General features: G+C 59.0%; 12 protein-coding genes. 3 read left to right on the forward strand and 9 right to left on the reverse strand.

The features are described from left to right. Positions 1 to 11: 11 nt before the first annotated feature. From aldh to AUR_RS09425, 7 genes are all read right to left on the reverse strand, one after another. A complete protein-coding gene (aldh, locus tag AUR_RS09395) occupies positions 12 to 1388 on the reverse strand; it encodes an aldehyde dehydrogenase AldH (protein WP_062098622.1) in 1377 nt (458 codons plus the stop codon). A 52-nt stretch (positions 1389 to 1440) separates the two neighbouring features. After that, entirely contained in the window at positions 1441 to 3009 is a 1569-nt protein-coding gene (locus AUR_RS09400; RefSeq protein WP_062098624.1) for a GMC family oxidoreductase, read from the reverse strand. After that, complete coding sequence (locus AUR_RS09405; protein ID WP_021474689.1) at positions 3006 to 3296, reverse strand: hypothetical protein; 291 nt, start codon at positions 3294 to 3296, stop codon at positions 3006 to 3008. The genes AUR_RS09400 and AUR_RS09405 overlap by 4 nt, the downstream gene beginning before the upstream one ends. Before the next feature lie 304 nt (positions 3297 to 3600). Then, entirely contained in the window at positions 3601 to 4806 is a 1206-nt protein-coding gene (locus AUR_RS09410) for an ABC transporter substrate-binding protein (protein WP_321171927.1), read from the reverse strand. Positions 4807 to 4856: 50 nt separating this feature from the next. Further along, positions 4857 to 5900: an ABC transporter permease gene (locus AUR_RS09415; protein WP_021474687.1), complete on the reverse strand. Its 1044-nt coding sequence runs from the start codon at positions 5898 to 5900 to the stop codon at positions 4857 to 4859. Next, positions 5897 to 6937: an ABC transporter permease gene (locus AUR_RS09420; RefSeq protein ID WP_241650895.1), complete on the reverse strand. Its 1041-nt coding sequence runs from the start codon at positions 6935 to 6937 to the stop codon at positions 5897 to 5899. Before AUR_RS09420 ends, AUR_RS09415 begins: the two co-directional genes overlap by 4 nt. Continuing rightward, positions 6934 to 8400, reverse strand: coding sequence for a sugar ABC transporter ATP-binding protein (locus AUR_RS09425; protein ID WP_225740075.1), 1467 nt, complete (start codon positions 8398 to 8400; stop codon positions 6934 to 6936). The genes AUR_RS09420 and AUR_RS09425 overlap by 4 nt, the downstream gene beginning before the upstream one ends. A gap of 254 nt (positions 8401 to 8654) precedes the next feature. On the opposite strand from AUR_RS09425, the gene AUR_RS09430 reads away from it, so the two are divergent. From AUR_RS09430 to AUR_RS09440, 3 genes are all read left to right on the forward strand, one after another. After that, positions 8655 to 9335 (forward strand): GntR family transcriptional regulator, encoded by a 681-nt coding sequence (locus tag AUR_RS09430; protein ID WP_021474683.1) that lies wholly within the window; start codon positions 8655 to 8657, stop codon positions 9333 to 9335. Positions 9336 to 9483: 148 nt separating this feature from the next. Continuing rightward, the gene (locus AUR_RS09435; RefSeq protein ID WP_128397129.1) at positions 9484 to 10158 is read left to right on the forward strand and encodes a GNAT family N-acetyltransferase; all 675 of its coding nucleotides are present in this window, start codon (positions 9484 to 9486) and stop codon (positions 10156 to 10158) included. 636 nt (positions 10159 to 10794) lie between these two features. After that, entirely contained in the window at positions 10795 to 11700 is a 906-nt protein-coding gene (locus AUR_RS09440) for an Abi family protein (protein ID WP_062098628.1), read from the forward strand. A 466-nt stretch (positions 11701 to 12166) separates the two neighbouring features. Here AUR_RS09440 and AUR_RS09445 read toward each other — a convergent pair whose 3' ends face one another. Further along, positions 12167 to 13387, reverse strand: a complete 1221-nt coding sequence (locus tag AUR_RS09445) for an ROK family transcriptional regulator (RefSeq protein WP_062098630.1) — start codon at positions 13385 to 13387, stop codon at positions 12167 to 12169. 140 nt (positions 13388 to 13527) lie between these two features. Next, positions 13528 to 14385, reverse strand: coding sequence for a sugar phosphate isomerase/epimerase family protein (locus tag AUR_RS09450; RefSeq protein WP_062098632.1), 858 nt, complete (start codon positions 14383 to 14385; stop codon positions 13528 to 13530). Positions 14386 to 14389 lie beyond the last annotated feature (4 nt).

Here is a 14389-nt window from a genome sequence, read left to right on the forward strand (position 1 = left end):
TTTCGGGTGGGTCAGGCGGTCCAGACCGTCTTGATGTTTACGAACTCCCGGATTCCATAGGCGGAGAGCTCACGTCCGTAGCCGGAGTCTTTGAGGCCGCCGAAAGGCACCGCCGGGAATGACGCCGTCAGACCGTTGATGAAGACGCCCCCGGCCTCGATTGATCGCGCTGCTTCGGTGGCTTCGGTCTCGTCATTGGTCCACACGCTTGAGCTCAAACCAAAATCAGAGTCGTTGCTGAGAGCGATGGCTTCCTGGAGTGATGACACTTTGTAGAGGCAGGCCACGGGGCCGAAGCATTCTTCCCGGTAGATGCGCATGTTCTCTGTTACGCCTGTGAGGACAGTCGCCGGGTAGTACCAGCCCTCCCCTTCCGGTATTTCTCCTCCACACTGAACTGCTGCCCCTTTTTCGCGGGCGTCCCTAACCAGTTCATGAACGTCCTGGCGTCCTCGCTCCGTGGCCAGGGGGCCAAAGCTGGTGCTTTCGTCCAAGGGGTCACCGGCAACTGTTTCGGCCATACCTGTAACGAACAGATGTTCAAAGCGGTCGTAGACATCTTCGTGAACGTAGAAGCGCTTGGCCGCGATGCAGGACTGCCCCGAGTTTTGAAGGCGTGCGATTACTGCCTGGGCAGCGGCCTTTTCAATATCGGCCGAGGGCATGACGATAAAGACATCCATGCCTCCCAGTTCCAGGACACTCCTTTTGATGTTCCTGCCGGCTGCTTCAGCAATGGCGGAACCGGCAGCGACGGAGCCGGTCAGGGTGACCGCCCTGATCCTTGCGTCATCCACGAGGGGAATAACGTCATTGCCTTCAACCAGCAGTGTCTGAAACGCGCCTTCAGGAAAACCGCCGCGGGCGAAGAGGTCTCCCAGGTACAGCGCACATTGAGGAACGTTTGAGGCGTGCTTGAGGAGCCCTGTGTTGCCCGCCATTAGTGCGGGGGCGGCGAAGCGGACGGCCTGCCAAAGGGGGTAATTCCAGGGCATAACGGCCAAAACGACGCCTAACGGGTCGAATTGTACGTGGAGGTTGGAGGCGTTGACCTCGGACGCCGGGACCGGGGTTTCCGGGCTAAGGTAGCGCTGGGCGTGATCGGCGAAGTGCCGCATGCCGGTGGCTGATTTCAGGGCCTCGTACTTTGCTGTCGTTAAGGTTTTGCCCATTTCGGTGGCGATGAGACGGGCCACTTCATCGGCTTCGCTTTCGAGGATGTCAGCGGCCTTATGCATCCAGCGGGCACGTTCTTCAAAGGAGGTGTTCTGCAGTGACCGGAATGCTGCTTCCGCCCGGGCGATCCGGTTTTCTACCTCTTCGGGCGTATGGGCGTCGAAGGTTTTCAGGGTGATGCCCGTGGTGGGGTCGATGGTCGCGATTGCCATGATGCTCCTTGTTGCTGTTTTCGATGGCTGGTAGGGCAGCGGAACGGAATGTCTACAGAGCTGCCGCGCTGAGCTGCCGGCCGATGTAGTCGCCCTGTCGCATCGACAGGGCGACTATTGTCAGGGTGGGGTTCGCGGCGGCTCCGGTGGTGAATTGTGACCCGTCGGAAACGAACAGGTTAGGTACGTCGTGGGCTTGACCGAAACTGTTGACGACGCCTTCATCAGGCTTCTGGCTCATTCGGGCTGTCCCCAGGTTGTGGCCGGAGGGCATCCCCGGGGCTCTGGTTGTGCGGATGGCGCCGACAGATTTGAAGAGTTTCTCGCCCTGCTCGTAGCCATGGTTCCGCATGGCGATGTCGTTGGGATGGTCGTCGTAGTGGACGACAGGTGCGGGCAGACCGAGGCGGTCGGTGACGGTGTTGCTTAGGGTCACTCTGTTGGATGCCTGCGGAACGTCCTCACCGCAAATCCAAAGTGCCGCTGTGCGGGTGTAGGCTTCTACCTTTTCTGTGAATTGTGGCCCCCACTCCCCCGGGCTCATGAAGGTACTGAATGAGGGCAGCCCTTGGGCGATCATCTCGATGTAGTAGCCGCCAACGAAGCCCCGTGATGGGTCATGCCGCGATTCGTCGCTGATGATGCCTGCCATTGGTTCGCCGCGGTACATATGGACTTCGTTGGGGAACTCGGCGTAGACGAGACCGGTGGTGTGCCGCATATAGTTGCGCCCGACCTGGCCTGAGGAGTTGGCAAGGCCGTCGGGATGGCCCGAGGTAGCCGAAAGCAGGAGCAGGCGTGGGGTTTCGATGGCGTTTCCTGCTACAGCTACGAGGCGAGCCCGTTGACGTTGCAGGTTTCCGACGGTGTCTGTGTAGACGACGCCGTCCGCGCGGCCGTCAGGGCCAAGCGTGATTTGTACGGCTTGGGCTTCGGTCCGCAGCTCCAGCAGGCCCGTGGCTAAGGCCTTTGGTATCTCGCTGACAAGTGGTGACCACTTGGCGCGGCTTTTATCGCCTGCCATAGCGAAGCCGTCCTGAACTGTGCCCGGGCGGCCATCGTAGGGTTCAACGTTGGTGGCGTAGGGGCCTGTTGCGTAATGGCGGTATCCGATTCGTTCGGCGCCGTTCGCCAGGACCTTGTAGCCGTTGCTCGCCGGCAGCGGAGGTCGGCCGTGCCGGTGGGAGGCTCCCACGGCTTTTTCCGCTGCGGTGTAGTAATGGTCGAGTTCGTCCAGGTCCAGTGGCCAGTCTGCGATGGTCCCATCGGGCAGGTCTCCGTAGTACGTGTGTGTCTTGAACTCGTGCCATTTGAATCGGGGTGTCAGTCCGGTCCAGAATGTCGCCGTTCCACCGACGGCCTTTCCGTTCCACGCCGGGCTGCCGGGGAAGTCCTTCGCGAGGCTCCATGACCCAGTTGCCAGGCGGGTGTCGGTCCATGTGAGCTGCTTGTAGGACTTTCGTTCGTCGTTGATGAACTTGTCGTTGGTGATCCATGGGCCTGCTTCGAGAAGCACGACTTTAAGGCCTTGCTGCACGAGTCTGAGGGCCAAGGTGGCACCGCCGGGGCCGGAACCGATGATAACGGCGACGTCGTCATCAGTGAGGTCATACTTTTTCATCCGGCTGTCCTTGCGTATTCGGTCACGTCAGGAGACGTGGTTGGGAGAGGTCCGATGGGGAGGAGGGGCTCGGCGGGTTCTTCGATGCGGGGTTGGGGAAGCCATGCCAGGTCGTCGAATCCGCGGTGCAGGTAGCCGCCCTGTTCGAACGAAGACCCCGGGTAGCCTATGAATTCCCAGACTTCGCGGTCGTCGTAAAGGTGAAATGCAACCAGCGGACGCAGAGTGTTGAAGAACGTCGTTTGCTCAACCGCTCGCAGCAGGCAATCAAGGGCCGTGGAATCCATGTCGCGGATTGGCGAAGTTGTTATCTGGGCCAAGTCCCTTAATCCGTCTGACAGGGTTCGGTATAGCCCGGGATCTGATGCGGCCTGTGTGATGATGCTGGAAACAGTCCGGGTGTAAGGTCCGTCCCGTAGGTCCGGGTGTGGATAGAGTGCTTTTGCCAGCATGATGAGCTCTGCGACGCGCGCAGGTGGAAATAGGTCTGGATGGGGCGAAAAAACAGCGCTGTCTGCCGCCATGGGTTTTCCTTTCGAAGTGAAGTGAAGTGTGGAGGGAAGGACGTCCTTCCCGGCCCTTCCCTGTGCGTTAGGGAATGACCCGCTTTTGCCATACCTGCGGAAAGCCTGGAAGGTCCTCGCCGCCGAAGGCTGCGTAATGCGAATCGGGCATTCCCTCGTTGGTCCTCAGGACCTTGTCGAGATCTTCGGAAGTGACGGGTACCTGCGGCAACACCCAATCCTTGGGGATGGATTCGCCCCGGAAGAGGGACGCTGCCGCAAGGAGCGCGGTTCGCCACTGGTAGGCGTCATACACGGACGCGAAGCCTTTGAACCCTTTGTTCTTCCATGCCCTGAGGTAAGAGAGGTTGTCTTCGCCGGTCACCACAGGGATGTCCTTGCCGGTATCCTCGAAGGCCTCGATAGCTGGAACCGACTGGTCGCCCAGGTCCACCCAAACGGCATCGACAGTTCCCTTGGCGAGCTCATCGGCCACGACTGCTTTGATTTTGGTGGGGTCGGCACCGGTGATGTAGTCCGTGTATTTCAGGCCTGCCTTGCTGAAAATGTGCTGGGCAGCGGCCCAGCGCTGCTCGAAAACGTCAACTCCAGGCGCCGTACGCAGTGCTACTACGTGTCCTCCTGGCTTGACGTTTTCTGTTACGAACGTCGCTGAATCAATTCCCCAGGCCATGCCGCCCACGGAGTGGATGAATGTGGTTGCGCAGTCCGTGCCGGCCCCACGGTCGAAGATGATGACGGGTTTTCCTGTGTTGCAGGCTCTTTCCACTGCCGGTGCCGTTGCCTGTGGCGAATTGGGGGCGATGATGAAGGCGTCACAGGATTGCTGGTTCACGAAGTAGTCGATGTCAGCAACCTGTGTGTTGTCGCTGTCTTGGGCGTTGCGGGTTTCCATTTGCGAGATGACACCCTGCTTTTGCAGCTCCTTGAGCTGTTCGTTCATGGTGATCCAGCCGGTCTGCCGCCACGTGTTACTGAGCGCAGCGTTGGAGAAACAGACCTTGGCCGGCGCGTTCTTTTTGAATGCTGTGGCGTCTACCATTGGCCCGTCGAGGTGCTGAAGATAGGGGGTGGATGGGTCCCCGGCAAAGGTTGCAGTCCGTTGCGAGTTTTCCAGATCGAATTGTGCCTGGTCGAACCAGTCGTTGGTTGTGGTGGTGGAACCCGGAGAGGTTTCCGCACCAGCGGTCGAACCGGGAGCACACGCGGTGATCATCATGGCGGCTGCACCTAGTACCGCAAACATCTTTGTTTTGGTCCCTTGTGTAGGCACGTTGTTCCTTTCGAAGTGGCCTGCTGTGGCCAGGGGGTTGTTGTTATTTGTTACTGGTCATCCGGGGTGTTGCGGTTTACCGGCCTTTTCGTCAGCCATGCTGGGCGCTTCATGCGCAGCAGTGGGATGCCGAGAGCGAGGATGATAATTGCGCCTTGAACTGAAGGGCGCCACGTCGATTGGACGCCGGCAAAGTTGAGAATGCTGACAAGGGTTTCCAGGACGTAAGCCCCTGCTACCGCGGACAGGACTGCGCCGCGTCCACCTCCCAGGGCGACGCCGCCGAGGACGACGGCCGTGATTGCCGTGAACTCATAGCCCTGTCCGACAACCGGACTGACACCGGCGTAGCCGACCATGAGAACTGCTGCCACGGTGGCTGCCGTGGATGAAAGGATGAAGGCTTTAGTACGGATCCACCAGGGGCTGGCGCCAGCAAGGGCTGTTGTCGCAGGATTGTCACCAACTGCAATCAGCATTCGTCCGAACGGTTTTTTCATGAGCCAGGCCGCGCCTATAGCTACGAAGAGCAGAACCAGAACGGAGTAGGGCACGAATCCTATAAGGGGGACATTTTGCAGTCCGCCGCGGCCAATGGCGCGGAATGCATCGGCCGGGTTTCCGCTGGGAGCGCCCCCGGTGAAGTAGAAAGTCAGCCCGGACAGGACCAGCGCCGTTCCGAGCGTTGTGATGAAACTGGGTACCTTGAGCAGAGAGGTCAGTACGCCGTTGACGAGGCCTACAACGGTTCCCAGTACCATCATGAGGACCATAACCTGCGGGATGCGGGATGGCTCCTGGCCAATCAGATTTCCGGCAAGAACGACCTGAGCCGAGATGACGGCGCCCATTGACAGGTCGAATTCCCCTGCGACGATGACGAAGTACTGGCCAATTGCCACGACCGCGATTGGTACTGACCTCCCAATGAACCGGGTCATCTGGTCCGGCTCTGCGAGGGATGGATTGTAGAAGGTCAGGATGATAAGGAGGGCGAGGAGGAGCAAGTAAATCGCTCCACCAGGTGTGGCGAAGGAATGCAGGGTTCGTGAAAACAGGGGCTGCCTTTGGGCGGAATACCTGATTGTGGTCATCGGATGCTTCCCTCCTTCATTGAACTGGCTGATTTCGTCCGCAGTGAGTCGAAGCGCGCGGATCGTTTGAGCTGGGTTCTTTTCGCATAGACGGCGACAGCGATGATGATGAGGCCCCTGACTACTTCCTTCAGGTAGGGGTTGACTTCCATGATTCCCAGCAGGCTGTCGATGGTCGCGAAGATGAGAATGCCGCCGAGCGAGCCCCAAATGGACCCTTTTCCGCCGGCTAGGACTGCTCCGCCCACCACGACGGCCGCAATTGAGAGCAGGTCATAACCACCCTGGGTGCCGACCTCGGGGCTGCCGACGCCCAGACGCGCGACGATGACCAGTCCGGCGAGGCCCGCGAAGAGTCCGGAAAGGGAGTGAGCCACGATTGCGGGTAACGATTCCCTGATTCCCGACATCCTTGTGACGGCGGGATCCCCGCCCACGGCGTAAATGTGGAGCCCTGTCCGGGTCCTGTTCAGAAACAGGGCTGTGGCCACCAGGCATAGGACCATGGCAACTGTCGTCCATGGCACCACTCCCCAGGAGGCTGACCCGATGGCGGCAAGTTCAGGGGATGCTTTGCCAGTGCTTCCGCGGTAGTTAGTGAAGAGGTATCCCGAAACCACAAGACCTGTACCGAGCGTGGCGATAAAGCCATTGATCTTGACCAGACCGACGAGCAGGCCGTTGATGAGTCCAATGGCGAGGGATACCAAAATCGCTGTGACGATACCGGCAGTAAAGTTTTCTGATCGTCCTGCCATGACTCCTGCGGCCAGGACGCTGGAAAGGCTGAGCACGAATGGAACGGACAGATCAAGGCTTCCAAGGAGAATGACGAGGGTCTGTCCGACGACAACCAGGCCAAGGACGGTGGTGCTGGTCAGAAGGTCGGTAATGTTCCCTTCGGTAAAAAAGCTGCGGCCGGAGAGCCCAGTGAGAATCGCACCGCAGCAGATGACGAGGATCCAGACCAGATATACCGAACCTGTATTGGACCGGAGGGTGTTGATCAAAGTGGACTTGAATGTGTGAGCGTTCATGCTGCCACCGTCGTGTCAGTTATGCCGGCCGCTGCCTGCAAAATGCTTTCTTCGCTGGCCCCGGCAGGAAGCTCGGAGACCAGTTCCCCGTCACGCATAACGAGAACTCTGTCGGCCATCCCGATGAGTTCAGGCAATTCGCTGGAAACCATGAGGATGGCGTGTCCGGCGGCAGCCAAACGTCGCATTAGGACGTACAGGGCAAACTTCGCACCAACATCAATCCCTCTGGTTGGCTCATCGAGAAGGACGATTCGTGGTTCCATAAGCAGCCACTTGGTGAGAATCACTTTTTGTTGATTGCCGCCGGAAAGGTACCTGATCTCCTGATCCGGTCCCCGTGCTGAGAGTTGCAGCTCCAGAAACAGGTCGGTTGCAGCCTGACGGGCAGTTGAAGTGCGTTTGGGATAGCAGGCTCGGATTACTGTCAGAGCATTATCAATGACTGATTGATTCAGGAGAAGTCCCGTAGCTTTCCTGTCCTCCGTGACGTGAGCAATCCCGGCTCGAATTGCTTGGCGGGTTGTTTTGATGGTCGTGGGTGCCCCATTGACGTGTATCTCGCCGCGGGTGAATGGTGCCGATCCGGAGATAGCATCCAAGACTTCTGTGCGGCCTGACCCTTGCAGTCCGGCTATTCCCAGGATTTCCCCGCGACGGAGTTCCAGCGTCACGTTGTTTACTACATGGTTCCCGGCGTTTTGAAGGGAGAGCGCTGTGTCTCCAACTACTGTTCCTTCGGTCTTGGGCGGGAAGAACGAGGACAGGGGGCGCCCGACCATAAGCCGGACCAGTTCCTGCTCGTTGAGTTCTTCTGCCGGCTTCGTGGCTACAAGGGCGCCATCCTTGAGAACCGTGATGCGGTCACAAAGCTTAAAAATTTCCCGCAATCTGTGGGATACGTAGAGAACGGCAACGCCGCGCTTCTTGAGGTTTTCAATGATGCTGTACAGGAGCTCCACTTCGTGATCCGCAAGCGCAGCGGTTGGCTCGTCCATGGAGATGACCCGGGCGTCAAAGCTTAGGGCCTTGGCGATTTCCACGAGCTGTTGCTGCGCCACAGATAGTGTCCGCACATGCGCTGCCGGGTTAATGGAGTCAACTCCAAGGGATGAAAAAAGCTCTACAGTCGCTGCGTTCATCTTTCGTTGCGAGATGAAACCTCGCACACGCGGTTCGCGGCCGAGATAGATATTTTCGGCTACGGACCGGTCCGGCAACAGGTTGAATTCCTGGAATACCGTGGAAATGCCTGCCAGCTGAGCCTGCACAGGATGGCTGAACATAACATCCTTGCCACCGAGAACAACCTTGCCCTCGTCCCTTGTGTAGACTCCCGCAAGAATCTTCATCAATGTAGATTTCCCGGCGCCGTTCTCTCCTACGAGCCCGTGCACCTCTCCCGGCCTTATCTCAAGGTCTACGCCGGTCAGTACCGGGAATCCGAAGAATGATTTGCTCACTCCCCGTACTTCAAGTGCTAACACGAAAGCCTCATCTCACTTCGTTGTGACGCCCGCCGAAGCGGAAAGCCGCATCGTCTCGGCGGCCTGTTCGAGCAGCAACTGTATGACCGCGATCACCCTCAAGTCAAGCATTATCGATAATGCCTAAAACTTTCTTTTTCTCCTTGCCCCGCGTAGGGTGAGTGCAAAGCCCGGCGAGACCAGAAAGCTCGTGCTTGCCTTCCGGGCGCTCCAAGAAAGGCCGAGGAACCATGGACGCCACCTCTAAGCGGCTGACGAGAACGACCGTTACCAGCCAAGTGCGAGACTTCATCGTCATGGAAATTGCGCAGGGAAGGCTACCTTTGGGCGCCCCCGTTCGTGAGATGGAAATAGCGGCACAGCTCGGAACAAGTCAGACGCCGGTGCGTGAGGCGTTTCGTGAACTCGCAGCCCTTGGCCTGCTCGAATCCCGTATCCACGTCGGCACCCGTGTACGACAACTAGCCGAAAAGGACTTGGTTGAGGCGGTGCCCATCCGTTCTGCCCTTGAAGGCATAGCTGGCCGCTTAGCCGCCAATAACTACCACAATCACGCTGATGAGATCCGTGGAGGCTTTGAGGCTATGAAGGAAGCAGCGGAAGGGGGTGACCGCAGGGTTTTCGCTGCGGCCAGTACCACGTTCCACCGATCCGTCGTACGGGCGGCCGAAAACGCCTCTCTGCTGCGCGCCTGGAACGCCCTGGGAATCGAGGTCATGACGATCTTGGCAATGGCCTCCAGTGACATCCCATTAGATGACGCAGCCGAATCACATCGACCAATTGTTGACGCCCTCGAGGCTGGCGATCCTGAGCTGGCCGAGCATGCCCTGACCCATCATGTCGCTGCCTATCTCCCCGCCACTGCACACTCCAATGGGGGAGTAGACGCCGCCGTCCAGGCGAGCTAACGGCTAGCTGTCTGGTCAGCCTGGTGCGGTCGCTCCGTCACAGAAAGAAAAGGCTAGGCTGGGGCCCGCACTGGCTATGCCCACTTCCAAGATGCTCCGAAAATTAGGGATAAAACTGGCGGCTGCAAGTGCCTCTGACAGCTCTTTCATGCGTGACCTCGCCCGCAGGGCGTACGCAATCTACGTTGAGCGGATCGGGAAGGAACCCGCTCCGATGACATTCGATTATGCTGCGATTGCTGCCTCCGGGGACGCCCTCCTTGCCTGGAGCGATGACCAGTTGGTCGGCATGCTTATCACCCGTTTGGAGGACCCTGCACTCCATATTCATAACCTCGCCGTATCCCCTGATGTTCAGGGCCTGGGTTTGGGATCAGCTTTGCTCATCGAAGCCGAGCAGCTCGCCCGTCGCGCAGGGCGTGATGAACTCCGCCTCTACACGAACGAGGCGATGCTCGAAAACCTGACCTTTTACCGGCGCCGTGGCTATCAAGAGACACACCGAGACATCGAAGATGGATTTCGCCGGGTCTACTTCATAAAGCGGCTGGAGCCTGCCCACGTGAGCTTCCACGACCGCCGTGCAAGTGACTGCCCTGAGCAGGAGCTGATGACCAACCATCGCGGATCTGCGAAGGTCTCGGCAGGAACGCGAGAGATGACTTCAAACAGTGTTGGCACTGCGGCGATGGTCCAACTCCTTCCCTTGGTCCTCCCTATACGACGGCCTATAGCCGAGCCAACTCGAGGTTCAGCGTGGCAGGCCCTTCTGCCTAACTTAGTCCTGGAAAGGTCCGTGCAATTCGGGCACACCCCAACCTGACGTCAGGACGCCTCGACAAGGGAGTATTCACATGTCGCGGCGGAGTTCCGGTGTCGTTTCACGCGGCCGCCGGGTCGTCACAGGTTGCATCGCCGCCTTCCTGATACCTGATCTCATCAAGCCCAGATTCCTTGGACTTTTTTGGAGAATTCTCGAGCTGCTCCCCCCGGCTTGATCCCCTCAGACTTGTCAGGCTGGATCTGAGACCACCACGAGCAAGTGTCAGTAAGACGGAAATCGACCTCATTCTGGCTCTAGTGCTTGAAATGCGGACAGCGTAAGGACGCGTCGTGACAAAGATGGGGTGCCCTTTTGCCATGGAGGCACCGAGACAGCTCGGAATGTTGACCCAAGTACGCGGCAAACACCCAAACTCGCCAAAAGTCATCAGCCCGGCGTGATTGACCTTTCTGCATCTCCCCTAGGGCACCCGAAGCTCTTACAGGCATGCCTCCACTGCCAACGGATGATGGGGTCGGAACTCCGTGCTTTGGCCACAACGATAGCGAGGGGCACTGCACCTCCCCAACTGGAGCCACGAACGAAAATTAGCTAGACTATTACCACTACGACCGGTTCCGCCTACTTCGGTAGGTCCAGGGCCGGTCTTCACTTTCTCTGGGCAGGGGGGCTCAGTTGCCGACACCCGTCAAGGCCTACAAGACTTACGACGAGCAGGTTGACCTCCTAGCCTCCCGGGGCATGGACATCGGGGATCGAGACGCAGCGATCCAAGAACTCCAGCACATCAACTACTACCGTCTTAGCGGATACTGGTACGCCTTTAGGCGGCAGGGAACCTCCGGCCGTGAAGACACTTTCTACGCTGGCACTACTTTCCAGGACGTCGTAAGGCTTTACACCTTCGATGCAAGCCTCCGGACAGCAACCTTCGCCTCCCTGGCCCCTATCGAGCTTGCGTTGAGGGCACTGATCGGCCACGCCCTCGGCACACTGCACGAATGCGCCCATCTGGAGCCGAAAGTTCTGGGCCCACGTGCGAGCCAAGGCGGCTCATACGCGACGTGGATTAAGCGCTACAAAAAGAGTCTTGCTGATTCGAAGGAGGACTTCGTAAAGCATCACCAGGCGAAGTATGCCGGGACTCTTCCAGTTTGGGCGGCGGTAGAAGTCCTCGACTGGGGAGCCCTCACTTACTTGTATGGTTTCTCGCCGCGACACATTCAAAACGACATTGCTGACAAGTTCGGCCTGACGGCCCCGCAGTTAGAGTCATGGATGAAGTCGCTCAACGTAGTGCGGAACATTTGCGCTCATCACGGCAGACTCTTCAACAAAGTCCACGCGATCAAGCCAAAGCTTCCAGCCGTGGGCCACTTACTTGAAGTTGATAAAGCCCGCCAAGAGATGAACCGGACCTTCGGGCAACTGACGCTCATCCAGCACATGCTTCGGACCCTTGACGTCGGACGGCGACAACTTCTCCCGGCGGTTCTACGCACATATCCCGATGTAAAGCTGCTACCTATCTCGCATGTTGGTGCTCCCCCGCAATGGGCAGGCTCGGCGCTCTGGAAATAGTTGCAAGAAGCCTGGGTGGAACGACTACCTAGCTTGACGGAATCTCCATTATCGGCGTTACAAAATATTCGTGGAAGGAGATGTGGGCTTGGCACCAGCATGCGGACTCTGGCAGGCTATCACGCGGTCCACCGGGCTTTGTCCCGCAATGACCAGCGCTCTTATTGCCACGGCCAGAAGCTACGACAATTCCCGGCGCGAACACGGCGCAGGAGGAGGATCCGTCCGGACCAGGAATCTTGTGTCACGCCCCGGAACGGGAACCGGTACTGATCCAGGACGCGGTCACCCCCGGATCGGGACCGGCAGGTTTCTTTTTGTGGCGTCCGGTGGCCCTGTGTCGATGACTGCGCGCGCGACTACCAACCCGGAGATACCGTCAGCGCGTAGATAATTCCGAACGACGCCAATAGTCCGACGATCGCCACTGCCCAGCCATCGACCTTATCTGTTGACGGTGCGGGTGTCACTGACTGGCGGCGAGCATCTGGAGGTTCTCCGGGGCCAGGACGTGGTCCAGTGCCATGATGGCTGCGCCGGTGATGCCGGCCTCGGCTCCGGTTCGGGCTTGCACGATGGAGAGATCCTGGGTGGCCAGGGGTGTTGAGCGGGCGTAAACAACTTCCCTGATCCCTGCAATGAGTTGTTCTCCGGCTTCAGCCATGGAACCGCCGATCACGATGACGGCGGGGTTCAGTAGGCTCACGCACATGTTGAGGACTTCGCCGATGTCTCTCCCGGCCTGGCGCATGGTCTGGCTGGCGAGTATGTTGCCTTGGCGGACTAGTGCCATGACATCCGAATCGTTGGGAACGTCGACACCGGCAGCGCGTAGGGCACGGGCCACGGCCGGGCGGCCGGCGATGGCTTCGAGGCATCCGATGTTGCCGCAGCGGCATGCGATCCCGGCGGCCCTGTTGACGGCGATGTGCCCCACGTCGCCGGCGGTGCCTTTTTCTCCGCGCTGCAGTTGCCCGCTGCTGATAATTCCTGAGCCGATGCCTGTGGCTACTTTGAGGAATAGCATGTTGTCCGTTTGTGGCCAGCATGCCGCCCGCTCGCCCAGTGCCATGATGTTGACGTCGTTATCCACGAGCACGGCGACGTCAAACGTTCCCTGAACGTAGCCGGGCACGTCGAAGCCGTCCCAGCCGGGCATGATCGGCGGCTGGGATGGTTTCCCCGTTGAGTGTTCGACCGGCCCTGGCAGGCCAATCCCCACCGCGATCAGGTCTTCGGGGGCGCGCTGAAGCTTTGACAGAAGGCTGCTGACGGCTTCGGTCAGCCAGTCAAGTACAGATTCCGGACCGTCCGCAATCTGAATTTTTTCCCTTGCCTTCGCCAGGGTGGTCCCAGCCAGATCCACGACTGCCACGGTCGCGTGCGTGGCGCCGATATCACCGGCGGCAACCACCCGCGCCGACGGATTGAACGCCACACGCGCGGGTGGTCTGCCCCCGGTGGAAGCGGCATCACCAACAGGGGCAATGAAACCAGTCTGCAGTAACTCCTCAACGCGGGCCGTGATGGTGGACCGGGCAAAACCGGTGGCTGCCGCGAGCTCCGAGCGTGTGCGCGGACGACCGTCCCTCAGTATCTGAAAGAGCTCACTGGCACCGAAACCCGGTGCCGCTTTCTTCGCCCTGGACTGGCTGTCTGCAGCAGGCAACGTCTGGACCACGGTCATCAAAAACCCTTACTGATAAAGAGCGCCGCCTCATCGAGCGGGCTTGCATGGTTGGTTCTGCAATCATCCGGATGTCGCATGTTGTGCGTCCTCCATTAGATCAAAACTGCTCACTGCTCATCGCAACCTTGGAGTACCTGTTACTTTTTCAGCGTCTCGTACGCGTCGCGGATGTAAGCATCGGATCTGCGGATCTCCCGTCCGATCTTCTCCATGCTCCACCCATGCGTTCCATGGCATTTCAAGCTGGCGGCGCCCTCGTACCCCGCTCGCTTGAGTTCTGACAGGAGGAAACGGTGGTCCAATGTTCCCTCGGGCGAGGGAAGTTGTTTCTCGCCGGGTCCGAAGTTCAGGCCATCTACGCCGTGGCGGTACGCCCGGTCGACGTCCCAGATGTAGTAGTAGTACAGCCGTTTACGCTCGGTCAGGAAAGCAACGACTTCACTGATCGTTTCCTGCATGACCCACATGTGGGGCGGAGCAAGGCAAACCCCCAAGTAAGGATCGTCGATGTCCCGCACAAGGCGCTTGATTTGGGCAAAGGTGTCCACACCTTCGTCCCAGCGCTTGTCTTCGTTGCCCCCGGCTTCAAAGTCGGCGGAAAACGGGACCGTAAGGTGGTTTTCCACGGCGATGCGGACCCCCGCCTTGGCACCGGCTTCCACGATAGGCGGCAGGAACGATCCGACGAAGTCGGAATAGTTGGCCTCGCAGTCGAAGATGACCGTGTCGATGCCCAGGTCCGCCGCGAACTGCACGCGCTCGAGGATTTCGTCCTGGTTCTTGCCGTAGACCGTGAGTCCGCACGGCTTCATGCCGTATTTGTCCAAGACCTCACGGATTTTGCCCGGATCATCTCCCGGATTCACGTGGTGGGCCAGGGGTGATGCGGACGACCACAAGTTGACTTCGGTAAACCCGATCTCAGCCAGGTCCCTGACCGCATCCTCGAGGGGCATGTCGTGATAAGGGAGAATTTCTGCGGTGTAGCGGAACATTTAC

This window comes from Paenarthrobacter ureafaciens, assembly GCF_004028095.1.
In the GTDB taxonomy this organism is placed as follows: Bacteria; Actinomycetota; Actinomycetes; order Actinomycetales; family Micrococcaceae; genus Arthrobacter; species Arthrobacter ureafaciens.